The sequence below is a fragment of the Streptomyces sp. P9(2023) genome (assembly GCF_032436795.1).
Taxonomy (GTDB): Bacteria; Actinomycetota; Actinomycetes; order Streptomycetales; family Streptomycetaceae; genus Streptomyces.
In genome coordinates this window covers 201,152-224,634 of sequence record NZ_JAUPWM010000009.1, presented here as the reverse complement: position 1 = coordinate 224,634, position 23,483 = coordinate 201,152, and the positions used below count along the sequence as shown (strand labels likewise).

At 71.8% G+C, this 23,483-nt stretch carries 19 protein-coding genes and 1 tRNA gene; 17 read left to right on the top strand and 3 right to left on the bottom strand.

Features of this window, described 5'->3' with window-relative positions:
- Position 1: 1 nt before the first annotated feature.
- The 10 genes from Q5762_RS16260 to Q5762_RS16215 all read left to right on the top strand — a co-directional run bounded on the left by Q5762_RS16260 (position 2) and on the right by Q5762_RS16215 (position 11,940).
- Positions 2 to 3,454, top strand: a complete 3,453-nt coding sequence (locus Q5762_RS16260; protein WP_315892809.1) for a hypothetical protein — start codon at positions 2 to 4, stop codon at positions 3,452 to 3,454.
- A 52-nt stretch (positions 3,455 to 3,506) separates the two neighbouring features.
- Entirely contained in the window at positions 3,507 to 3,932 is a 426-nt protein-coding gene (locus Q5762_RS16255; RefSeq protein ID WP_315892808.1) for a phage tail protein, read from the top strand.
- 39 nt (positions 3,933 to 3,971) lie between these two features.
- Positions 3,972 to 4,691 carry a LysM peptidoglycan-binding domain-containing protein gene (locus Q5762_RS16250; RefSeq protein WP_315892807.1) on the top strand — a complete coding sequence of 240 codons (720 nt, stop codon included), beginning with the start codon at positions 3,972 to 3,974 and terminating at the stop codon, positions 4,689 to 4,691.
- Entirely contained in the window at positions 4,688 to 6,511 is a 1,824-nt protein-coding gene (locus Q5762_RS16245; protein ID WP_315892806.1) for a VgrG-related protein, read from the top strand. Before Q5762_RS16250 ends, Q5762_RS16245 begins: the two co-directional genes overlap by 4 nt.
- Before the next feature lie 62 nt (positions 6,512 to 6,573).
- Positions 6,574 to 6,888, top strand: a complete 315-nt coding sequence (locus Q5762_RS16240; protein WP_315892805.1) for a PAAR domain-containing protein — start codon at positions 6,574 to 6,576, stop codon at positions 6,886 to 6,888.
- The gene (locus Q5762_RS16235; protein ID WP_315892804.1) at positions 6,885 to 7,307 is read left to right on the top strand and encodes a GPW/gp25 family protein; all 423 of its coding nucleotides are present in this window, start codon (positions 6,885 to 6,887) and stop codon (positions 7,305 to 7,307) included. The genes Q5762_RS16240 and Q5762_RS16235 overlap by 4 nt, the downstream gene beginning before the upstream one ends.
- A complete protein-coding gene (locus Q5762_RS16230; RefSeq protein ID WP_315892803.1) occupies positions 7,307 to 9,271 on the top strand; it encodes a putative baseplate assembly protein in 1,965 nt (654 codons plus the stop codon). The genes Q5762_RS16235 and Q5762_RS16230 overlap by 1 nt, the downstream gene beginning before the upstream one ends.
- A complete protein-coding gene (locus tag Q5762_RS16225; protein ID WP_315892802.1) occupies positions 9,268 to 9,831 on the top strand; it encodes a phage tail protein I in 564 nt (187 codons plus the stop codon). Before Q5762_RS16230 ends, Q5762_RS16225 begins: the two co-directional genes overlap by 4 nt.
- Before the next feature lie 2 nt (positions 9,832 to 9,833).
- The gene (locus Q5762_RS16220) at positions 9,834 to 11,198 is read left to right on the top strand and encodes an NADase-type glycan-binding domain-containing protein (protein WP_315892801.1); all 1,365 of its coding nucleotides are present in this window, start codon (positions 9,834 to 9,836) and stop codon (positions 11,196 to 11,198) included.
- A 61-nt stretch (positions 11,199 to 11,259) separates the two neighbouring features.
- A complete protein-coding gene (locus Q5762_RS16215) occupies positions 11,260 to 11,940 on the top strand; it encodes a hypothetical protein (protein WP_315892800.1) in 681 nt (226 codons plus the stop codon).
- Positions 11,941 to 11,998: 58 nt separating this feature from the next.
- Here Q5762_RS16215 and Q5762_RS16210 read toward each other — a convergent pair whose 3' ends face one another.
- The 3 genes from Q5762_RS16210 to Q5762_RS16200 all read right to left on the bottom strand — a co-directional run bounded on the left by Q5762_RS16210 (position 11,999) and on the right by Q5762_RS16200 (position 13,931).
- The gene (locus tag Q5762_RS16210; protein WP_315892799.1) at positions 11,999 to 13,075 is read right to left on the bottom strand and encodes a site-specific DNA-methyltransferase; all 1,077 of its coding nucleotides are present in this window, start codon (positions 13,073 to 13,075) and stop codon (positions 11,999 to 12,001) included.
- A 108-nt stretch (positions 13,076 to 13,183) separates the two neighbouring features.
- Positions 13,184 to 13,750 (bottom strand): GNAT family protein, encoded by a 567-nt coding sequence (locus tag Q5762_RS16205; RefSeq protein ID WP_315892798.1) that lies wholly within the window; start codon positions 13,748 to 13,750, stop codon positions 13,184 to 13,186.
- A 109-nt stretch (positions 13,751 to 13,859) separates the two neighbouring features.
- A tRNA-Arg gene (locus tag Q5762_RS16200) sits at positions 13,860 to 13,931 on the bottom strand.
- A gap of 159 nt (positions 13,932 to 14,090) precedes the next feature.
- On the opposite strand from Q5762_RS16200, the gene Q5762_RS16195 reads away from it, so the two are divergent.
- From Q5762_RS16195 to rho, 7 genes are all read left to right on the top strand, one after another.
- On the top strand, positions 14,091 to 14,681 hold the full coding sequence (locus Q5762_RS16195; RefSeq protein ID WP_399495175.1) for a response regulator: 591 nt from the start codon (positions 14,091 to 14,093) through the stop codon (positions 14,679 to 14,681).
- Positions 14,682 to 14,748: 67 nt separating this feature from the next.
- Positions 14,749 to 15,801 carry an ArgS-related anticodon-binding protein NrtL gene (nrtL, locus tag Q5762_RS16190; RefSeq protein ID WP_315892797.1) on the top strand — a complete coding sequence of 351 codons (1,053 nt, stop codon included), beginning with the start codon at positions 14,749 to 14,751 and terminating at the stop codon, positions 15,799 to 15,801.
- An 11-nt stretch (positions 15,802 to 15,812) separates the two neighbouring features.
- Positions 15,813 to 17,204, top strand: a complete 1,392-nt coding sequence (gene lysA, locus Q5762_RS16185) for a diaminopimelate decarboxylase (RefSeq protein WP_315892796.1) — start codon at positions 15,813 to 15,815, stop codon at positions 17,202 to 17,204.
- Between the two features lie 107 nt (positions 17,205 to 17,311).
- Positions 17,312 to 18,610, top strand: a complete 1,299-nt coding sequence (locus tag Q5762_RS16180; protein WP_315892839.1) for a homoserine dehydrogenase — start codon at positions 17,312 to 17,314, stop codon at positions 18,608 to 18,610.
- A 6-nt stretch (positions 18,611 to 18,616) separates the two neighbouring features.
- The gene (gene thrC / locus Q5762_RS16175; RefSeq protein ID WP_315892795.1) at positions 18,617 to 19,687 is read left to right on the top strand and encodes a threonine synthase; all 1,071 of its coding nucleotides are present in this window, start codon (positions 18,617 to 18,619) and stop codon (positions 19,685 to 19,687) included.
- Positions 19,688 to 19,957: 270 nt separating this feature from the next.
- Complete coding sequence (thrB, locus tag Q5762_RS16170) at positions 19,958 to 20,875, top strand: homoserine kinase (RefSeq protein WP_315892794.1); 918 nt, start codon at positions 19,958 to 19,960, stop codon at positions 20,873 to 20,875.
- 383 nt (positions 20,876 to 21,258) lie between these two features.
- Positions 21,259 to 23,313 carry a transcription termination factor Rho gene (gene rho / locus Q5762_RS16165; RefSeq protein ID WP_315892793.1) on the top strand — a complete coding sequence of 685 codons (2,055 nt, stop codon included), beginning with the start codon at positions 21,259 to 21,261 and terminating at the stop codon, positions 23,311 to 23,313.
- The last annotated feature ends 170 nt before the right edge of the window (positions 23,314 to 23,483 follow it).

The window sequence follows — 23,483 nt, the reverse complement described above, 5'->3', positions numbered from 1 at the left end:
CATGGGCTTCTGGGACAGGTTCCGGCGGGACGGCGGCGGCGCATCGGCGTCGGCCACGTCCTCCGAGTCGCCCGCGGCCGCGTCGCGGGACGCGGCTGTAAGCGAGCCCGCTCAGGCCACCTCACCCTCGGCCGCCCCGGCCGGGCCGCCGGACTGGGACGGCGGCTGGCGCGAGGTCGCCCCGGCGCCGGTCACCATCGCGCGCTCGGCCCTGGGCGTCAGCGACGGGCTCAGGTTCCGTTCCGGGCTCGCCGCGTGGCAGAACCCCACGCTCACGGAGGAGCTCGGCCACGGCCTCATGCCGTCGGCGCCCGTCGGCCTGATCCACGGCGTCGCCCGCCCGGCCACCGCCCCGCGTACGACCCCGATCGCGGGCGGCGGCCCGTTGCTGCTGCGCGCGGTGGGCGGGGACGCGGAGCCGGAGGCGGGTACGGGCGCGGGTACGGGCGCGGGCCTGGGTACGGGCGCGGGCCTGGGCACCACGGGGCCCGAGCGCCCGGTCCAGCGGGCGGCCGCACCGGGGGCGAGCTCCCGGCCCCAGGCCTCCGACCCGCTGGTCGTGTCCCGCCGTACGACTTCCGAATCCGACGCCGTGCCGGGACCCACGACGCAGGCCCCCGAGCGGTCCGAGAAGACCGGCCCGGCGAGTGTCGCGCCCGTACTGGGCGCGGGCCCGGGAGCCCCCGACTCGCCGACGGTGCAGCGCCGTACGACGGACGCGAGCGGGCCCTCCGCGGTGCCCGCGCCGGCACCGGGCCGTCCCGAGGCGTCCGACCCGCTGGTCGTGTCCCGGCGTACGGGCTCCGAGACACCGGGGAACGCCGTGCCGTCGGGATCGTCGGGATCGTCGGGATCGTCGCGCGGATCCACGGCGGCCGGCGGTTCAGGCAGCCCCGCCACTCCGACCCGGGCCGCGCGACCTGACACGAACGGACCCGGCACGAACGGACCCGGCACGAACGGACCCGGCACCCCGGGCCCGGCAGCCACGACCCCCGAATCGTCCGCCGCCCCCCGGCGGACGCGGCCGGCCGCCCCCGTCCGGCCGCGCCCGGTCGGCACCCCGTTGGTCGTGGCCAGGCGCCCGGCGATGACACCGCGTGTCCTCGCCGCGGTTCCGCCGCGTACCCCGGCCACGATCGCCGACCGGGCGACCAAGCCCTCTCCCGAGGACAGTCCCGTACGCCCGGAGCCCGGACCGGCCGCCACCGCGGACCCGGCCCCGCGCACCGCGTCCCGCCCCGGCCTCGGCGCCCCGCTCGGCGAACTGCCCGCCACGGCGCGGCGGATCGACGGCCCGGCGTCACCGGCCCCGACCGCCGCTCCGCCGACCGCCGCCTCGCCGGGCGACGGGCCGGCGATGCCCGTCATGCGTCGGATGGCCGAGCCCGAGGGCACGTCGGGACCCACGCCGGAACCCACCCCGCCCCGCCCGAGTCGCTCCGGTCTCGGGGCCCCGCTCCGTTCACTCCCTCCGACGGCCACGCCGGCGGCGCCCCTGCTGGGCGGCAACGCGCCGGTCCAGCGCCGCACGCTCCCGGTGGACCGGGGGAGCGCGCCCACGGACACCCCGACGCCGGCACGCCCCCACTCGGGCACCCCGGCCACCCCGTCGGCCCCCGCCTCCGCGACCGGGTCGACTCCGGTGGTTCCGGTGTTCCGTGCGGTGGACAAGCCCTCGGGACCTACCCCTGGAGCGCAGGACACTCCCTCGACCGGGCCTGTGGTGCAGCGGGCGACGGGCCCGGCCGACGACTCGTCGTCGGGTTCCACACCGGCGGTCCCGCTCGCGGGTCCGGCCGAGTCGCATCCGGACCGGCTGGTCCCGGTGTCCCGAGCCGTCGAGAAGACGACCGGTCCGACCGGCGACGCCCCGAGCACCCCGAACACCCCGAGCACTCCGAACACCCCGGCATCGGAGGGCCGTACGGCCGGACCCACTCCGGTGGTCCCGGTCACGCGTCCGGCGGACGCGCGCCCGGAGCCGCTGATTCCCGTGTCGCGAGCCGTGGAGAAGACGACCGGCCCGACGAACACCGGGGAGTCGGCAGGTCGTTCGGCCGGGTCGACCCCGGCCGTCCCGTCGCCCCCCGCGGTGCAGCGGGCGACGGGCCCGGCGGAGGTCTCGTCGTCGGGTTCCACCCCGGCTGTCCCGCTCGCGAGCCCGGCCGAGCCGCGTCCCGAGCCGCTGATCCCGGTGTCCCGGGCGGTCGAGAAGACGACCGGCGGCCCGGGCGGAGCCCCGACCACCGGCGGCGGATCCACGCCGCCGTCGTCGGGAGGCCCGTCGGCGGGAGGCTCCTCGTCGGGACCGACTGTCGCGCGAACCCCCGCCCCCGCGCACCGGGCCGACTCCACGTCGCGTACTCCGGCCGGCACTCGCGCGTCGACACCTTCCGGTGCCGGACGGACGGCCCCCGTCGTCCGCGTCGTCCCCGCCGTCCAGCGCTCGCGGCGACTGCTCGCCGACCGGCCGCTGGCCGTCAGTACGCGCGCCACCGAAGGCTTCTCCACGTCGGCGCCCGCGCCTTCGGCGGCCGCGACCGCCCGCCCCGTGGTCGTGGCCAACTGGCGCCGGGAGCCCGCACCCGAACCGTCGGCGAACTCAGCCGCTCCCGCGCCGGCCCCCTCTCCCGCGCGCCCGTCATCCGTGCAGCGCGCCGCCGGCAAGCCCGGCGCACCCGCGTCCGCGCCCCGGGCCCAGCGCGCCGGCCGGCCCCCGCGCCAGGCCGGGTCCGCCGACGAGCCGGCACCGCCCCGGCGTGGCCTGCTCGCCCGGCGGCGTCCGGCGACGAACGGCGGCTCCCCGAACGGCCCGGCGGACCACCCGGTTTCGGGGGTCGTCCCCGGCGCCACCAAGCCGGTGAGCCCTCCGACCCTGCCCCCGGTCCAACGCGCCGCCCTTCCGCAGCCGGCAGCACCACTGGCACCATCAGCACCGGCGGCTCCCGTAGCCCAGAGGACCCCAACCGCCCCCGCTGCCCCAACCGCCCGCGCCGTACCCGTCGTACGTCTCGACCCGAGCCCCTCGTCCACCCGGCCGCACACCGGTCCCACCGCCGCCCCCGTGCAGCGCCTGGCCGCCCAGCCGATGACGTACACGAGGGGCGCAGGGCCCGGGGCCGTGGCCGAGCCGCCCCCGCCGCCCGTGGTCACGGGCCGGACCGCAAGCCCGCAGCTCCAGGCCAAGGCCGTCCAGCGGATGGCCGAGGCGGGCCTCAGCGGCGTCCCGGTGACCCCGGTGGCCCGCACGCCCTCCACGACCACCACCGACAGCAAAGCCACCACCGCCAAGGGCTCCACCCCGGACGCAAGCCCCAGCACCAACCCCAAGAGCGGCCGCGAACTCGACGAACTGGCCCGCCAGTTGATCGACCCGGTGGCCCGCCTGCTCCGGGCCGAGATGCGCCGCGGACGCGAACGCACCGGCCGCCCGCACGACAACCGCCGCTGAACCAAGCCACCACCCCCGCACCACAGAACGCGCCCCCCGGGCAAGGAGAGAGATGACGGACAGCATCGTCGCGACGAGCGTGTTCTTCCGGCTCGCGATCGGCGGCAACGACCTGGGCGCCTTCCACAGCTGCTCCGGTCTCGGCGCCGAGGTGGAGATGGAGCAGTACGCGGAGGGTGGCAACAACGGGTTCGCCTGGCAGCTCCCCGGCCGGATCACCTGGTCCAACATCACCCTGACCCGCCCGGTCACCAAGGACACCGCCAAGATCGCCCGCTGGCTGGACGAGATCGTCAGGCGGGTCGAGCCCAAGGACGGCGAGATCGTCGCGCTCCGGCCCGACCTCAGCCGCATCGTCAGCTGGCAGGTGCTCGGCATCGTCCCGGTCCGCTGGCAGGGCCCGTCCTTCGACCCGGCCAGCTCCCAGGTCGCGACGGAGACCCTGGAGATCGCCCACGAGGGCCTGCGCCCGTCCTGACAGCCGGCACCCCACCCGACGAGAGGAGGTACGTACCCGATGGCACGCGGCCGAGCCAACCGCACCCAAGCCCAACTGACGATCATGGAACCGCCCACGAAGGTCGGCGCCAAGCCCGGCGGCACTCTCGCCCGCGTCAAGCTCCAGTTCAACCCGTCGACCCTGTCGATGAGCAAGACCACCGAGTGGCGGCGCACGCCCTCCCGGATGGCCGGCCAGTCGGCCCTGCCCGAGTTCGTCGGCAGCGGACCGCGGTCGCTCTCGCTGGAGGTCTTCCTCGACGCGACCGCCAAGCACGACAACTCCGTCGAGAAGGCCGTCCAGCAGATCATGATCGCCCTCGTGCCCACCAAGGCCAGCCTGGCCCGCAAGACGCCGGCCAGCCCCTGGGTGCGGTTCGAATGGGGTACGTCGAAGACGACCTCGTTCGACGGCGTGCTCTCCAACTTCTCCGTCAACTACAGCCTCTTCGACGTCGACGGGAAGCCGCTGCGCGCCACCTGCTCGCTCTCCATCGAGGAGGCGAGCGTCGACCCGGCGGGCCAGAACCCGACGTCCGGCTCGCGCGAGGCACGCCGTACGCACCGCGTCGTCGCGGGCGACAGCCTGCCGTTGCTCGCCTGGCGCGAGTACGGCGACGCCACCGCCTGGCGCGTCATCGCCGAGGCCAACGGCGTCGACGACCCCATGGTGCTCGTGCCCGGTACGGAACTGATCGTGCCGAGCACCGAGGACGAGACCCCGGAGGAGGAACGATGAGCCCGGACCGACGCGGCCGGTCGTTCGCGGCCGACCCGATCGTCGAGGCCCCGGCCCCACTGCCGGACGCCTGGGTCAAGCAGTTGGTCAGCTGCGTGGTCGACGAGAACGTGGGACTGCCGGACACCGCCCTGGTGACGTACCGCGACCCGGACCACCAACTGCTCACCGCCACCGGGATCAGCATCGGCACACCACTGAAGATCTCGGTCGCGACCGCCCAGGCCGGGCCGTCCAAGGTGCGGCTGTTCACGGGCGAGGTGACGGCGCTGGAGCTGGACCACGACAACACGGGCTCGTTCACGGTGATCCGCGCGCACTCCAAGGTGCACCGCCTCCAGCGTGGCCGCAAGGTCGTCGCGTTCCGCAACTTGACGACGGCGGCCATCGTCAAGAAGATCGCCGCCGGGGCCGGTCTGCCCGTCGGCAAGGTCGAGGCCGCGCCGGTCACGCACAAGCAGATCTCCCAACCCAACGTCTCCGACTGGGAGTTCCTCCAGTACCTGGCGGGGGAGAGCGGCGCCCATGTGCGGGTCGACGAGAAGGGCATGCTCCAGTTCGTGAAGCCGAAGCCCGCCTCGTCCGCGCCGGCCCCGTCCACCCGGGCGAGCGCGAACCCGATGGTCCTGGAGTACGGGGCCAACCTGCTCGCCCTCCGTGCCGTCCTGACGGGCGCCGACGGGGCGAGCAAGGTGGAGGTGCGGGGCTGGAACGTGAACACCAAGGCCCCGCTGGTCGCGAGCAAGCCCTCCGTCCGCAGCGACACCTTCGTCCCGGGGCTCTCCCCGTCGAAGGCGTCCATGTTCGGCAAGACCGCGCAGATCACCGTCGCCGACACCCCGTACCGTACGCAGGCCGAGACGAGGCACGTGGCCGGTTCCGTGGCCGCGTCGGTGAGCGCCGGGTTCGGCGAGTTCGAGGCGGTCGTCGAGGGGAACCCCGGGCTTCGCGCGGGCAAGCCGGTCACCCTCGGCAACGTGGGCGCCGACTTCTCCGGCAGGTACACAGCCACCGCCGTCCACCACGTCCTGGAGCCGGTGGGCGGCTACCGTACGACGGTCGTGGTCAGCGCCTCGCCCGACCGCTCCCTCCTCGGCCTCGCCTCGGGCGGCGGCGCGCCCGCGCGCCCCGCGCGGATGCCGGGTCTCGCCATCGGCGTGGTCACCAACGTTCGTGAGGTGGGCGGGCAGCAGCGTGGCTGGGTGCAGCTGAAGTTCCCGTGGCTCGACGAGCAGTACGAGACGGACTGGGTACGGACCGTCCAGTGGGGCGGCAAGGGCGGCGGCGGGGTCTTCAGCCCCGAGGTCAACGACGAGGTCCTCGTCGGCTTCGAACAGGGGCTGCTGGACAGCCCGTACGTGATCGGCGGCCTCTACAACGGCGTCGACAAGCCGTCGAAGCACGACGTGCCGCTCGTCGACAAGACCAGCGGCAAGATCCAGCGCCGCTCCCTGGTGTCCCGCTCGGGCCACCGCCTCGAACTGCTCGACACCAGGACCGGTGTGTCCGGGATACGGCTGGCCAGCGGCAACAAGCGGCTGGAGGTGAAGCTCGACGAGCGCCTCAACCAGATCGACGTCACCGTCTACCGACCGGGCGGCAGAAGCCCGCTGACGTCGATGACGCTGACCCCGACGGAGATCACGCTGGACGCGGGGATGGGCACCCTCAACCTGAACGGCCGGACGGTGAACATCAACAGCAAGACCGCGATGAACATCGACGCCAGGACCACGATGAACATCAGCGCCAAGACCGGGGTCACCGTCACCGGCGGGACGGCGGCGACGGTCAAGGCGGCGGTCATCAACCTCAACTGATCCGCCCACCGGGCCTCCCACCCCGTACCGCTTCGACCTCGTCATCAGCAAGGAGTATGTGAATGCCTCCCGCAGCGCGCGTAGGAGACCCCACGGCCCACGGCGGTGCCCTCGGCACCCCGCCGCCCGGGCCCTTCACCGCCAGGGTCGCCACCGTGCTCATCGGCGGCAAGCCGGCCGCGGTGACCGGAAGCGTGAACGTCTGCGGGCCGCACGCGTACCTCGCCCTCACCAACCTGGTCAAGCCGAGCCCGCAGGCCGCCACCCGCCGCGTACTGATCGGTGGGCTGCCGGCCGCCTGCGCGACGGACGACACGGTGTGCGGATCGAAGATCATGGCGGGTGCGCCGAACGTCCTCATCGGGGGGCCGCTGTGAGCGAGCGGTTCATAGGCCGCGGTTGGGGCTTCCCGCTCCGGGTGAGCCCCACCGGCGGAATCGGGATGGTGGAGCGCGACCGGGAGATCGAGGAGGCCATCCGCCTCGTCCTGGGTACGGCTCCGGGCGAGCGCCCGATGCGCCCCGAGTTCGGCTGCGGGATCCACGAGTACGTGTTCGCGCCGGGTGACGACGAGACGGCCGGCCGGATCGGCCACGAGGTGCGGACGGCGCTGGAGCGGTGGGAGCCGCGGATCGAGGTCGACGACGTGGTGGTCGCGTTCGACGCCGTGGACGAGGGCGTCCTCTACATCGACGTCCGGTACACGATCCGGTCCACCAACGACCTGCGGAACCTGGTCTTCCCGTTCTACTCCATCCCCTCCACCGAGGGCTCCGACGAGACGGGAGTGCGCTGATGGCGCTGCCCTCACCCAACCTGGACGACCGGCGGTTCCAGCAGCTGGTCGACGAGGCGAAGCGGTACGTGCAGCAGCGGACGCCGGAGTGGACCGACCACAACGTGTCGGACCCCGGAGTCACGCTGATCGAGACCTTCGCGTACATGGTCGACCAGCTGCTCTACCGGCTGAACCGCGTCCCGGACAAGAACTACATGGCCTTCCTGGACCTGTTGGGCGTCAGGCTCTTCCCACCGACGGCGGCGACGGCGGAGGTCGACTTCTGGCTGTCCGCGCCCCAGCCCGACACGGTGATGCTGCGGGCGGGCGTCGAGGTGGCGACCGAACGCGGGGAGACGGAGGAGGGGGTGGCCTTCGGCACCATCGCCGACCTGCCGATCGTGCCCAGCTCCCTGACCCGTCTGGTCACCGCCCACGCGGGCGGCGAGCAGACCGACCGCACGGCCGCCCTCGCCGAGGGCCGGGACATCCCCTGCTTCCAGGCCGCTCCGGCCCCGGGGGACGCCGTGCTGTTCGGCCTGCCGACCGCGGTCCCGCGCTGCATCGTCGCCGTCCAGCTGGACAGCCGCGTCGAGGGCGTCGGTGTCGACCCGAGGCAGCCGCCCTTGGTGTGGGAGGCCTGGGACGGCGCGCGATGGGCGCTGTGCGAGACCGACTCGGACACCACGGGCGGCCTCAACCGGCCCGGCGAGGTCATCGTCTTCGTACCGGCGGGTCACACGGCCTCCGTGGTCGCGGGCACCCGGGCCGGCTGGCTGCGCTGCCGCGTCACCGCCCCCGAGGCGGGCCAGCCGTTCTACTCCGTGTCGCCGACCGTCCGCGAGGCGGAGGTGTTCACCGTCGGCGGCACGATGACGGTTGAGCACGCGGAGACGGTCCACGACACCATGCTGGGCGCCTCCGACGGGGTGGCGGGCCAGCGGTTCCGGCTGCACCGTCCGCCGATCCTGCTCGACGGCGAACCGCCGCTGGTCGAGGTGTCGGCCGGGGAAGGCTGGGAGACCTGGACGCAGGTGGACCACTTCGGCGCCTCCTCACCCACCGACCGGCACGTCGTCGTGGACGCCACGACGGGCGAGTTCACCTTCCCGCCCGAACTGCGCGAGCCGGACGGCACGGTGCGCACCTACGGCGCCGTGCCCGACCAGGGCGCCCAGGTGCGGGTCACGCGCTACCGCACCGGCGGCGGCGCCGGCGGCAACGTGGCGCGCGGCGCGATCTCGGTCCTGCGCAGCTCCGTCCCGTACGTCGCCCGGGTCGAGAACCGTGAGGCGGCGCGCGGCGGGGTCGACGGCGAGACCGTCGACAACGCGAAGGTGCGGGCCCCGCACGTCCTGCGGATCCGGGACCGTGCGGTCACCGCCCAGGACTACGAGTTCATCGCCCGCGAGGCGGCCCCCTCGGTACGGCGGGTGCGCTGTCTGCCCGCCGTGGCGGGGGAGGGCGGCGCGGTACGGGTCCTGATCGTGCCGGACGCGGTGGCGGACGAGGGCGACGACCGGCTGCGCTTCGAGCAGCTGATCCCCTCGGAGCAGGCCCTGTCGGCGATCACGGCACGCCTTGACGAGCGCCGCCTGGTCGGCACGCGCCTCGTGGTGGAACCCCCGGCGTACCAGGGCGTCACGGTGGTGGCCCGGCTGATCGCCGAGCCGCAGGACGTGGACCGGGTGCGCGAGGACGCGCTGGCCGCGCTGTTCCGGCACCTGAACCCGCTGCACGGCGGCGCCGACGGCACGGGCTGGTCGTTCGGCCGGCCCGTCCAGTACGGAGAGGTCTTCGCGGTGCTCCAACGGGCGGCGCGGAACGCCCTGGTGGAGGAGGTCAAGCTGTTCCCCGCGGACCCGGTGACCGGCCGCCGGGGCGCCCCGGTCGAGCGGATCGACGTGGCGCGCAACGCCCTGGTCTTCTCGTACCAGCACCAGGTGGTCGTCGCTCCGGGTGACCTGGGCGGCGGCGCGTGACCAGAGCATCCGTCCCCGGTCTGCCGAGCCGCGTCCCGATCGGCGGCCTGCTGCCGGCCCTGTACGCGGACGACGACCTGGCGCAACGCTTCACCGCGGGCCTGGACACCGTCCTGGCCCCGGTCTTCTCCACCCTGGACAACCTCCCCGCGTACTTCGACCCGGCGCTCACGCCCCCGGACTTCCTGCGCTGGCTCTCGACCTGGCTCGGCGTGGACCTGGACGAGGAGTGGCCGGAGGAACTGGCCAGGACGGTCGTGGCCCGAGCGATGGAACTCCACCGCTGGCGCGGCACACGCCGCGGCCTGGAGGAACGCCTGCGCCTGTGCCTGGGCGTGGAGGCCCAGATCATCGACGGCGGCGGAGCCACGTGGTCGAGCACCCCGAACGCGGCACTGCCACCTGCTCCGACAGGCGAACTCCTGGTACGAGCCTGGCCGACGGGCCCCCGGCCGGTGACGGCCCGCGAGGTCCTGGACGTAGTCATGTCATCCTGCCCGGTTCACCTGACGTGCCGAGTGGAGATCCTCACCGGCCCACCGGCCGAGGAAGGTAACTGACCATGCGCACCTGCCAGGACTGCGGCACGGCGAACGGCGACACGGACGACTTCTGCGGCAACTGCGGCGCGTACGTGGGCTGGGCACAGGAAGAGGAGACGGCGAAGGAGAAGCATCGGGAACAGGACAGGGACAGGGACAGGGAACGCCGGAGGGCGGAGGAGGAGCCGGCGGAGGAGACCCCGGGACTCCAGTTCCCCTCGCCACTGGCGGCCGCCCCGGAGCTCCCGACGCAGATCCCGTCGCAACTCCTGCCGGACCTTCCGGTGGACATCCCGGCGGAACCCCAGACGGGATTCCTGAGGGGAATCCTGAGGGGATTCCAGTCGGAACTCCCGCCGGAACTCACACCGGACATCTCCATCGACATCGCCGCTCCCACGAACGAGCCCGATGCCACGAACGAGCCCGATTCGGAGCCGCAGCAGACGTCCAGGCGTCGGCCGGCCTCGCCGCCCCCGCCGGCTCCCATCGCCCCACCCAAGCCCACGCACAGCCCCACGAACGGGCCCACGCCCAGCCCCGTCCCGCCCCGCACTCCCACGCCGATCCCCACGCCGAGACCACAGCCGGAGGAACCCCCGGTGGGGGCGGTAGGGGCGGTGAAGCCGGCGAAGCCGATCGCGCAGCGCCCGAAGGTACGTCGGGGGGCGGAGGACGAGCCGCAGGACGGCCTGCCGTGCCCGGCCTGCGGCACGCGGAACGCCCGGGGCCGCCGCTTCTGCCGCCGCTGTGCGACCCCGCTCAGCCAGGCGGCCCCGGCGGCACCGCTGCCGTGGTGGCGCACGGTGTGGCCGTTCCGACGCAGGGTGCGCTCGGGCTCGGGCCAGTTCCTGCGCCGCCTGATCATCGTCCTGGTGCTGCTGGGCCTGGTGGTGGGCGGCTACTTCCTGATCCCGGCGGGCCGTTGGCTCTACGAGGACGTGCGGGACAAGCTGGGCAAGGCGACCCCGATCACGGCGCAGTCGGTCGAGGCGAGCGCATCGGTCCCGAAGCACGGGGCGGCGCTGGCGACGGACGGCCTGAGCAACACCTACTGGGGCGCCCCGAAGGTGGGCGACTCCCTCAACTTCACCTTCCGCTCCCCGTTCCGCCTGGTGGACGTGGTCGTCCACACCGGCACCTCGAAGAAGGCGGAGACCTTCCGCAGCCAGGCCCGCCCGATCCGCGCGGACCTGCTGGTGACGGCGGAGGACGGCAAGACCCACAAGAAGACCATCACCCTGGCCGACAAACCAGGCCCCCAGACGATCCAGACGGGCTACAGCGACGTCGTCTCCGTCCAACTGACCCTCCACGAAGCAACAGGCCTCTCCGAGGGCCGCCACCTGGCCGTGGCAGAAGTCGAGTTCTTCAAACGAAGCTGATCCGCTCCTCGTCGCCCCTTGTAAGATCATCGCCAACGATCGCTGGGGGAAGGGCGCTTGCGTGCTGTATGAGATTGCGGATTTCTTCGGGGCCGACGACTACTTCAGCACCGAGGGTGCCGAGGAGTGGTCGGAGATCCAGTCGGTGCTGGACGGCCTGACGCTTCAGCTGCAGCCGAGTGGTCAGGCCGGTCTCGACGGTAAGGCCATCTTCGATCCGAAGGGGACGAACAAGGCGCTCACCGAAGGGGCCGCCGCGTTCGGGTGGGGGAAGATCTCGCTGCCTCCGGACCTGACGGCATTCGGCACCGACTGGGATGCCGGAAAGAACGCGGTGCTCGCGGAGTGGCAGTTCTCGAACTATCCGTTCCTCTGGAACAACATCGTTCGCAGCCAGGTCGTCGCCCGGAACGGCTGGCTGTTGGCGGGGATGATGGATTCTCCGAAGGCCCTGCTGGTCGTCACCAAGAGCGGCTGCCTGCCCGCGTCGCAGAGCACGCTCTACTTCGAGCAGGGGAAGGCGCAGCTCGAGAAGGCTCGGGCCACCCTCGACCTGGATCTGGCCATTCGTCTGGTCGGCTTGACCATAGAGCCGAACGCCACGACGGTGTCGGCCTCGTGGAACAACTACGCCGGAAGGACGTCCAGGAGCGTGGTCGCCGGTGAATACCGGGAATTCGACGTCGCCTGGAAGCCCGCCAAGGCCGGCCGGCGATCGGCGAACCTGACCGCTCAGCTCTGACGTACGACGGCTGACGTCGCGTCGTGGGGTCGGCCCGAAACGGGTCGACCCCCTTCGTCTAGAACAGGACGATCGGTTCTTCGGTCTCCGTCTCCCGGGCGTCCTGGTTCGGCACGCTCGGGAGGTTCGGCAGGCCGTCCGAGTCGCCGCGGAGTCGGCCGCCGAACGCCTCTTCCTCGGTGGTCAGCCGCTTTTCGAGCTCCACCAGGTGGTGCGCCTCGTCAAAGCGCTTCGACTTGCTTCGCTCGGTCGCCTTGTTCCCCACCTGGACCTGGAACCGGTACTTGTCGATCGACTCACCGGTCCGCGCGACGTAGTCGCGCAGCGTCTTCAGGTTCGGAAAGACGCCATCCGCGTCCGGTTCTCCCGAGAGCCGCTGCATGGCGATCTCGTGGTACGTCGGGTCCAGCTCCGCCCCGAGGAAGTTCCGCCCGTGGTCGCGGGCCACCACGGCGACGGTCCCCGTCCCCATGTAGGGGTCCAGCACGACGTCCCCCGGCTTGGTGGTCGCGAGGAGCATCCTCGCCACCATGTCCTCCGGGAACTGCGCGGGGTGCACGGTCTGCTCTTCGTGGTTGTGCTTGACGTTCTGGAAGAGCCAGATGTCGCCGGGGTTCTTCCCGAGCGGGTTGCAGGTCAGCTCGCCCTTGTTGTCGCCCCGCCAGGACTTCTTGTTCTGGTACTTCTGCGGAACCCGAATCTCGTCGAGAAAGAACTTGTACTCCTCTCCCTTGGAGAACCAGAGGATCGCCTCATGGCGAGCGGAGAACTTGTTCTTGGCGTGCAGGCCGTGCGGCCGCACCCACACGATGCGATTCCTGGGGACCATCCCCAACTCTTCGAGTACGGGAAAGAACTTCACGTCCAGCGGGATGTGCACGCCCTTGTCGGCGTACACCCCGACCTGCCAGAAAATGGAGCCCGTGTCCTTGAGAACCCGGTGGCATTCACGGAGAACCCGCGCCTGCAGATCCATGTACTCAGCGAGCTGAGTGCGCGATTCGTAGGACTTCCCGATGTTGTAGGGAGGGGAGGAGATGATGGTGTCGACGCTGTCGTCCGGGAGCTTCGTCAGCCACGCGAGGCAGTCGCCCGAGTGGATCTCGTTGAGCTGCGACAACTTCCTACCCTCCACGAAGATCACCCTTGCCCACCAGCGGACGCAGGAGTCTTCGAGTGTAGGCGATGGCGGCGCGCCGGGACCGTTCCATCGACTCCGACGACAGCCGGTGGAGCACCCTCGTCAGTGCAGTGACGGACGTGGGTGAGTGGCCCAGTGTTCGTCCGCGGTCATGCCCATCAGTACGACGTCGTGGTAGCCGCCGGCGAAGAACTCGTGCTGCCGGAGCCGTCCTTCCGCCACGAAACCGAGCCGTCGGTACAGAGCGAGCGACGCCTCGTTGAACGCGTAGACCTCGACCTCGCACTTGTTGAACCGCCGCTCGGCGAACATGAACGTGAGGATCAGCTCCGTGGCTTCCCTGGCGTAACCGTTGCCGCGCCGATCGCGGACGATCTCGATCCCCACCTTGAACCGTCCCGCACGGGCGTCGGTCTCCCCGACCGTCACGGACCCCGCGAACGCCCGGTCGCCCAGCGTCTCGACGACCAGCCGGAAAGCGTCACCGCCCGGCTCACGCCCGGCCCGCTCCGCGGTCCAGGACCGGAAGCCCTCCGCCGAGCGCGGCAGCTCGACGAGATCCGCCTTGCGTACGTCGACGCTGTGCTCGGCGAGCGCCCGGAACCCCTCCCAGTCCTCCGGCTCGACACCCCGCAGGCGCACCTTCTCGCCCACCCACATGTCACCCACGACGCCCCCCGATGCCTCGACCCGTACGCACGCACGGCTGACCACGCAAGAAGACCCCGTCCTCAGCTTTACGCTGACGGCGGGGTCTCTTCGGGCACTTCCTGCGAAGTGCCCCCGGCAGGATTCGAACCTGCGCACACGGCTCCGGAGGCCGTTGCTCTATCCCCTGAGCTACGGGGGCGTCCGCCGCGTTCGGCGGCGACGGGTAGAACCCTACCAGCATCCGAGCCGTGGCTGTGAACAGGTATTTCCGTCGAGTCACCGACCCCGCGTTCCCCCTCACGGGTCGGAAGTGGGCAAAACCCGGACGCAGCCACTTCCTGCGACCTACTCTCGTCGTGTGTCAGGCATGTCCGGTCGGGTGCTCGTTGTCGATGACAACCGGGTGATCCGGCAGTTGATCAGGGTCAATCTCGAGCTTGAGGGCTTCGAGGTCGTGACCGCGGCCGACGGTGCCGAGTGTCTGGATGTCGTGCATCAGGTACAGCCCGATGTCGTCACGCTCGACGTCGTCATGCCCCGGCTGGACGGGTTGCGCACCGCCGAGCGGCTGCGGTCCGATCCGCTCACCAGTCATCTGCCCGTCGCCATCGTCAGTGCCTGCACGCAGTACGAGATGGACAGCGGTGTCGCCCTCGGCGTCGACGCCTTCCTCGCCAAGCCCTTCGAACCCGCCGAGCTCGTACGCGTCGTACGCAAGCTCATGCACCGCGACGGGCGGGAGCCCGGGGAGCGCCGTGGCGGACAGGAGGGGCCGTCGGCGATCGACGGAAGACACGACGGCAGCGGACGCGACGAAAGACGCGACGGCCGGCACGACGAAAGACATGACGGAAGTCTCGACGCCAGACGCGACGCCAGACACGACGGAAGTCACGACGGAAGTCACGACGGCAGACACGGGGTCGGGCGCGCCGGTACCCGGCCCTAGTGGCCGCGGTGACCGCATCGCGAAACCGGTTGGCGTTCCGACCCCCCTTCTCCCATACGCTTGTCCCGTGACCCCCGCGGACCTCTCCCTCACCGTGCTGCACGCCGTGCGCCGTGCGGTCGACGACGGTGCGCTCCAGGTCGCGGCCCACGACGTTCCCGAGCGCATCAAGGTCGAGCGACCCCGGCCCGGCGGCCGCGGCGACTACGCCAGCAACGTCGCCCTCACCCTCGCCCGAGCCGCTCGCCGCCCGCCCCTCGACGTCGCCGCCATCCTCCGTGACCGGCTCGACCGGAGCCCCGGGCTCGCCGCCGTCGACATCACCGGGCCCGGGTTCCTCAACTTCACCCTGCACACCGGCGCCCAGCAGGATCTCGTACGCGAGATCCTTGAGCGCGGCCCCCGGTACGGATGGCGCGAGCCCACCGGCGCGGTCGCCCAGCCCACCTACCGCGCCGACGTCCGGGCCGCCGTCACCGCCGACGCGGTACGGCGCATCCTCGTCTCCCAGGGGTACGCCGTCCGCACGTACTGCGAGGACACCGCCGACCCCGACTGGACCGAGCTCGGCGTACGGATCGAGGCGCAGGGCGCCCGGGGCCGCCTGGCCACCGACATCGCCCCCCTTCCCGTCCCGTACACGGCCGCCGGGCTCCTCGACAGCCTCGGGCTCGACGCCGCCCGCTGGGGGCTGCTCGCCTCAGCCGCGCACGATCAGGCCAGGGTCGGTCACGAGCTCCTCCGCCAGCACGACGACAACCCCCTCTTCCGCGTCCGGTACGCCCACTCCCGTACCCACGCCCTGACGAGGAACGCCGCACAGACCGGGTTCCGCGGCGACGCCTCCGAGCCCGTCGAGAACCCCGACCTCCTCCGCGCCCTCGGCGACCACCCCGCCGTCCTCGCGGCCGCCGCCCGCCATCGCGCCCCCGACCGGGTCGCCCGGCATCTCGAAGTCGTCGCCGACGCGCTGCTCGACTTCCAGCACACCGTCCTGCCCCTCGGCGACGAGAAACCCTCGGCCGCCCACCGCTCCCGGCTCGCGCTCGCCGAAGCCGCCGGGGTGGTGCTCGCCGGTGGCCTGACCCTGCTCGGCATCCGCGCACCCCACGAGATTTGAAAGATGCAGACATGAGCCGATCCGCCCATCCCGCCGGGCCCCGCCACGCCGACGTCTTCCCCGAGGGCCACTACACGGCCCCGCCCGCCGACCTCAACGTCCTCGACCCCAAGGTCTGGGCGCGGACCGTCAGCCGTGACGACCAGGGACAGGCCACCGTCGGCGGGCTCGGTGTCACCCAGCTCGCCGAGGAGTTCGGGACCCCCGCCTACTTCCTCGACGAGACCGACTTCCGCGCCCGCTGCCGCGCCTGGGCCGAGGCCTTCGGCGCCGACGCCGACGTCTTCTACGCGGGCAAGGCCTTCCTCTCCCGCGCCGTCGTCCGCTGGCTCACGGAAGAGGGGCTCAACCTCGACGTCTGCTCCGCCGGCGAGCTCAGCACCGCACTCTCCGCCGGCATGCCCGCCGAGCGCATCGCCTACCACGGCAACAACAAGAGCGAGGAAGAGATCCGCCGGGCCGTCGAGGCCGGCGTGGGCCGCATCGTCCTCGACTCCTTCCAGGAGATCGTCCGCGTCGCGCACATCGCCCAGTCCCTCGGCAAGCGCCAGCGCGTCCAGATCCGTGTGACCGTCGGCGTCGAGGCGCACACCCACGAGTTCATCGCCACCGCCCACGAGGACCAGAAGTTCGGCATCGCCCTGGCCGGCGGCCAGGCCGCCGAGGCCGTGCGCCGCGCGCTGAGCCTCGACGGGCTCGAGCTCATCGGGATCCACTCCCACATCGGCTCGCAGATTTTCGACATGGCCGGCTTCGAGGTCTCCGCCCGCCGTGTCGTCCAGCTCCTCGCCGAGGTACGCGACGAGCACGGCGTCGAGCTCCCCGAGATCGACCTCGGCGGCGGCCTCGGCATCGCCTACACCTCCGAGGACGACCCCCGCGAGCCGCACGACATCGCCAAGGCGCTCAACGAGATCGTGACGCGGGAGTGCGAGTCCGCCGGGCTCCGTACGCCCCGCATCTCCGTCGAGCCGGGCCGCGCCATCGTCGGACCCACCGCCTTCACGCTGTACGAGGTCGGCACCGTCAAGCCCCTCGAAGGCCTCCGGACCTACGTCTCCGTCGACGGCGGCATGTCGGACAACATCCGCACCGCGCTGTACGACGCCGAGTACAGCGTCTCCCTCGTCTCGCGGACCAGCGACGCCGCGCCCATGCTCGTCCGCGTCGTCGGCAAGCACTGCGAGAGCGGCGACATCGTCGTACGGGACGCGTTCCTGCCCGCCGACATCGCCCCCGGCGACCTCGTCGCCGTACCGGCCACCGGCGCCTACTGCCGCTCCATGGCCAGCAACTACAACCACGCACTCCGCCCGCCCGTCGTCGCCGTCCGCGACGGCGAGGCGCGTGTGATCGTCCGGCGCGAGACGGAGGAAGATCTCCTGCGTCTCGATGTCGGCTAATGAAATAGATGTCTCAGGATCCGGACGGAGGACAGAAACCTCCGTCCGGTGAGTGAGACTGGTCCACACCGTAGAGATACGAAGAAGTACGAGAAAGAGGTCGGATGATGCGTACGCGTCCGCTGAAGGTGGCGCTGCTGGGCTGTGGTGTGGTCGGCTCAGAGGTGGCGCGCATCATGACGACGCACGCCGACGACCTCGCCGCGCGCATCGGCGCCCCGGTCGAGCTCGCCGGCGTCGCGGTCCGCCGCCCCGACAAGGTCCGGGCCGGCATCCCCGCCGAGCTGATCACCACCGACGCCACCGCCCTGGTCAAACGGGGCGACATCGACGTGGTCGTCGAGGTCATCGGCGGTGTCGAGCCCGCCCGCACGCTGATCACCACCGCCTTCGAGCACGGTGCCTCCGTCGTCTCCGCGAACAAGGCGCTCCTCGCCCAGGACGGCGCGAACCTGCACGCCGTCGCAGAGGAGCACGGCGAGGACCTCTACTACGAGGCCGCCGTCGCCGGCGCCATCCCGCTGATCCGGCCGCTGCGCGAGTCCCTCGCCGGCGACAAGATCAACCGCGTGATGGGCATCGTCAACGGGACGACGAACTTCATCCTCGACTCGATGGACACCAACGGCGCCGGGTACAGCGAGGCGCTCGACGAGGCCACCGCCCTCGGGTACGCCGAGGCCGACCCGACCGCCGACGTCGAGGGCTTCGACGCCGCCGCCAAGGCCGCCATCCTCGCCGGGATCGCCTTCCACACCCGCGTACGTCTCGACGACGTCTACCGCGAGGGCATGACCGAGGTCACCGCCGCCGACTTCGCCTCCGCCAAGCAGATGGGCTGCACCATCAAGCTGCTCGCGATCTGTGAGCGGGCCGCCGACGGCGAGTCCGTCACCGCGCGCGTGCACCCGGCGATGATCCCGCTGAGCCACCCGCTCGCCTCCGTCCGCGAGGCCTACAACGCCGTCTTCGTCGAGTCCGAGGCGGCCGGCCGGCTCATGTTCTACGGCCCCGGCGCCGGCGGCGCTCCGACCGCCTCCGCCGTCCTCGGCGACCTGGTCGCCGTGTGCCGCAACAAGCTCGACGGGGCCACCGGCCCCGGGGAGTCCGCGTACACCCAGCTGCCCGTGAGCCCCATGGGCGACGTGGTGACGCGGTACCACATCAGCCTCGACGTGACCGACAAGCCTGGCGTCCTCGCCCAGGTAGCGACGGTCTTCGCCGAGCACGGCGTGTCGATCGACACCGTCCGTCAGCAAGGACGACAGGACGGAGGCGGCGAGGCCTCCCTCGTCGTCGTCACCCACCGCGCGCCCGACGCCGCCCTCTCCGGGATCGTCGAAGCGCTGCGCAAGCTCGACACCGTGCGCGGTGTCGCCAGCATCATGCGTGTTGAAGGGGAGTAAGGACCCATGACCAGCAAGGGCACCCACCAGTGGCGCGGCATCATCGAGGAGTACCGGGACCGCCTTCCGGTCACGGACGCGACGCCGGTCGTCACGCTCCGTGAGGGCGGCACGCCGCTCGTTCCCGCTCAGGTCCTCTCCGAGCGCACGGGCTGCGAGGTGCACCTCAAGGTCGAGGGCGCCAACCCCACCGGCTCCTTCAAGGACCGCGGCATGACCATGGCCATCTCCAAGGCCAAGGAGGAGGGCGCGCAGGCCGTCATCTGCGCCTCCACCGGCAACACCTCGGCGTCCGCGGCGGCTTACGCGGTCCGCGCCGGCATGGTGTCCGCCGTCCTCGTGCCGCAGGGCAAGATCGCGCTCGGCAAGATGGGCCAGGCCCTCGTGCACGGCGCGAAGATCCTCCAGGTCGACGGCAACTTCGACGACTGCCTCGACCTGGCCCGCGCGCTGTCGGACAACTACCCCGTCGCGCTGGTCAATTCCGTCAACCCGGTACGGATCGAGGGCCAGAAGACCGCCGCCTTCGAGATCGTGGACATGCTGGGCGACGCCCCCGACATCCACGTCCTGCCCGTGGGCAACGCCGGCAACATCACGGCGTACTGGAAGGGGTACCGGGAGTACGCGGCCGACGGCCTCGCCACCCACCGCCCGCGCATGTGGGGCTTCCAGGCCTCCGGCTCCGCGCCGCTCGTGCGCGGCGAGGTCGTCAAGGACCCGTCGACCATCGCCACCGCGATCCGCATCGGCAACCCGGCCTCGTGGGACTACGCGATCGCCGCGCGCGACGAGTCGGGCGGCTTCATCGACGAGGTGACGGACCGTGAGATCCTGCGCGCCTACCGCCTGTTGGCCGCCCAGGAGGGCGTCTTTGTCGAGCCCGCCTCCGCCGCATCCGTCGCCGGTCTGCTGAAGGCCGCCGAGCAGGGCAAGGTCGACCCCGGCCAGCGGATCGTCTGCACCGTCACCGGCAACGGCCTGAAGGACCCCGACTGGGCCGTCGCCGGCGCACCCCAGCCGGTCACCGTCCCGGTCGACGCCGCCGCCGCGGCCGAGCGTCTCGGTCTGGCCTGATCCGACCCCCTCGCCCGGGGGTTCCGGTCGGTGTGAAACCCGATCAGGAACGTACATAGGCGCACAGGAAGGCTTGCGACACGCATCGTGCGCCTCCTGTGCGCCCTATGTCGCCACAGAACCTTCCTTCGATAGGCTGTACCGAACCCGCCCCGTCGCATATGCGCGGTGTCGTTGCCGTTGTCGCCCCCCGAGGCAGACGCGGCCCCCGGGTTTCCGTGTACTTCTCTTGAAAACCCGTAGTCGCAAGTCAAGGAGAGTCATCGAGCGATGGCCGGTCCCGCGTTCCGCGCCGCCGCCGTACGGGTGCGCGTTCCCGCCACCAGCGCCAACCTCGGCCCGGGCTTCGACGCCTTCGGCCTGTCGCTGGGTCTCTACGACGACGTCGTCGTCCGGGTCGCCGACTCCGGGCTGCACATCGACATCGCCGGTGAGGGCGCCGACACGCTCCCGCGCGACGAGAGCCACCTGCTCGTACGCTCCCTGCGTACCGCCTTCGACCTGCTCGGCGGACAGCCGCGCGGGCTTGAGGTCGTCTGCGCCAACCGCATCCCGCACGGCCGCGGCCTCGGCTCCTCCTCCGCCGCCATCTGCGCCGGCATCGTCGCCGCCCGCGCCGTGACCATAGGCGGCGACACCCGCCTCGACGAGGCGGCCCTCCTCGAACTCGCCACCGAGATCGAGGGACACCCCGACAACGTCGCCGCCTGTCTGCTCGGCGGCTTCACGCTCGCCTGGACCGAGTCCGGCGCCGCGCGGGCGATCAGGATGGATCCCTCCGATTCCATCGTTCCGGTGGTTTTCGTCCCCGGAAAGCCCGTACTGACCGAGACCGCCCGCGGTCTGCTGCCGCGCACCGTCCCGCACGTCGACGCCGCGGCCAACGCCGGCCGCGCCGCGCTCCTCGTCGAGGCGCTCACCCGCCGCCCCGAGCTGCTGCTCTCGGCCACCGAGGACCGGCTGCACCAGGAGTACCGGGCCCCCGCGATGCCGGAGAGCATCGCCCTTGTGAACCGGCTGCGGGCGGACGGCGTCCCCGCGGTCATCTCCGGCGCGGGCCCCACGGTGCTCGCGCTGGCCGAACACGGGACGGCCGACAAGGTCGCCCGACTGGCGGGCGAGGGATGGGCCGCGAACCGGCTCGATCTCGATGTGTCCGGAGCGAGTGTTCTGCCGCTCGCGCCCTAGGGACACGTGATTGCCGGTGAGGGAGAGGGGGAATGTTTGTTGGAGCCGGTAGTGTTAACCTCAAGTCAGCACCCGGCGCCTTTGTGGCGCGGTGTTGAGTGTCCCCATCCGGGACCACCGATTCTTCCGGGAGCCTCCCCAACTGCCTGAGCAGCCTGCCTGAGCAGTTTCGAGCACGCTCCGGAACCGGCACGACACCCCTCGCTCATCCTGTGTGAGGGCCGAGCAGGGGGCCTCGGGCCGGACCCAAGCACGTTTTTTCTCTTCCGCCGTACCCGGCGGGACCACCGCCCCGACACGGTCCACAAGCCAGGACCGTTGTCGGACAGCACAACCGGTCGCCGAGCCAGATGGCCGACGTCCGCTCCAGGGAAGGACCCTTCGTGAGCGACACCACCGATCTGATGGGCGTGACTGCCGACAACACGGTCGACACTTCCGCGCCCGCCGCAGGTGCTGCCACTGGCACCACCGCACGGCGCCGCCGCTCCGGCACCGGCCTCGAGGGCATGGTCCTGGCCGAGCTGCAGCAGGTCGCGTCCGGCCTCGGCATCAGGGGCACCGCGCGGATGCGCAAGAGCCAGCTGATCGAGGTCATCAAGGAGGCGCAGGCCGGCGGAGGGGCGTCCGCCCCCGCCAAGGCCGCCGCCGACACGGCTGAGACCAAGCCGAAGCGCCGCGCCACCTCCAAGGCCCGTACGGCCGAGGCCGCCGACGCCGAGACCGCTGCCCCCAAGGCGGAGAAGGCCGAGAAGGCCGTCGCCCAGCAGCAGATCGACATCCCGGGCCAGCCTGCCTCCGACGACCAGCCGGCCGGTGAGCGCCGCCGTCGTCGGGCCACCGCGCCCGCCGGCAGCCCGGAGGGCGAGGTCAAGGCCGAGTCCGCCCAGGCCGTCAAGACCGAGACCAAGGCCGACACCCGGACGGACTCCCGAACCGAGTCCCGTACGGACGCGTCCGCCGAGGCCAAGGCCGAGGGTGCCGTCGACACCGCCGAGGGCCGCGGCCGCCGTGACCGCGGCGAGCGTGGCGAGCGTCAGCGTGACCGCGGCGAGCGCGGTGAGCGTGGCGAGCGTCAGCGCGACCGCCGTGACCGCGGCAAGGGCGACGACCAGCAGAGCGGTGGCCAGGGCGGCCAGCGCCAGCAGCGTCAGGGTGGCCAGCAGGGTCAGCAGACCGGCCCGCAGGACGACTTCGACGACGAGGGCGGCCGTCGTGGCCGTCGTGGCCGCTACCGCGACCGCCGTGGCCGTCGCGGCCGCGACGAGTTCGCGCCGAACGAGCCGCAGGTCGCCGACGACGACGTCCTGATCCCCGTCGCGGGCATCCTCGACATCCTCGACAACTACGCGTTCATCCGGACCTCCGGCTACCTGCCCGGCCCGAACGACGTGTACGTCTCCCTCGCCCAGGTCCGCAAGAACGGTCTGCGCAAGGGTGACCACGTCACCGGCGCCGTGCGTCAGCCGAAGGACGGCGAGCGCCGCGAGAAGTTCAACGCGCTGGTCCGCCTGGACTCCTCGAACGGCATGGCCGCCGACTCCGGTCGCGGTCGCCCCGAGTTCAACAAGCTGACCCCGCTCTACCCGCAGGACCGGCTCCGTCTGGAGACCGACCCGAGCGTGCTGACCACGCGGATCATCGACCTCGTGTCGCCGATCGGCAAGGGCCAGCGAGGCCTGATCGTGGCCCCGCCGAAGACCGGCAAGACCATGATCATGCAGGCGGTCGCCAACGCGATCACCACGAACAACCCCGAGTGCCACCTGATGGTCGTCCTGGTCGACGAGCGTCCGGAAGAGGTCACCGACATGCAGCGGTCGGTCAAGGGCGAGGTCATCTCCTCGACCTTCGACCGCCCGGCCGAGGACCACACCACGGTCGCCGAGCTGGCCATCGAGCGCGCCAAGCGCCTCGTGGAGCTGGGTCACGACGTGGTCGTCCTGCTCGACTCGATCACCCGCCTGGGCCGCGCGTACAACCTCGCCGCCCCGGCCTCCGGCCGCATCCTGTCCGGTGGTGTCGACTCGACCGCGCTCTACCCGCCGAAGCGCTTCTTCGGTGCCGCGCGGAACATCGAGGACGGCGGCTCGCTGACCATCCTGGCCACCGCGCTGGTCGACACCGGCTCGCGCATGGACGAGGTGATCTTCGAGGAGTTCAAGGGCACTGGCAACATGGAGCTCAAGCTCGACCGGAAGCTCGCCGACAAGCGCATCTTCCCGGCCGTCGACGTCGACGCCTCGGGTACGCGTAAGGAAGAGATCCTGCTCGGCGCCGACGAGCTCGCGGTCACCTGGAAGCTGCGTCGCGTGCTGCACGCGCTCGACCAGCAGCAGGCGATCGAGCTGCTGCTCGACAAGATGAAGCAGACGAAGTCGAACGGCGAGTTCCTGCTCCAGATCCAGAAGACGACTCCTGGCGGGAACAACGACTGAGGCGAGACCTCGGTCACACGGCGGGGAGCCGGCCTCGGAGCCGTAACCCCGCCGTGACCTGGACAAACCATCGCGCCCACCGTGCCCCGCACGGTGGGCGCGGTGCGTTGCGGTCCGTCGCTCTGTGAAACCTCACAGGTTCCTCTGCAACCCTTTCGGGTGCTTCGCCG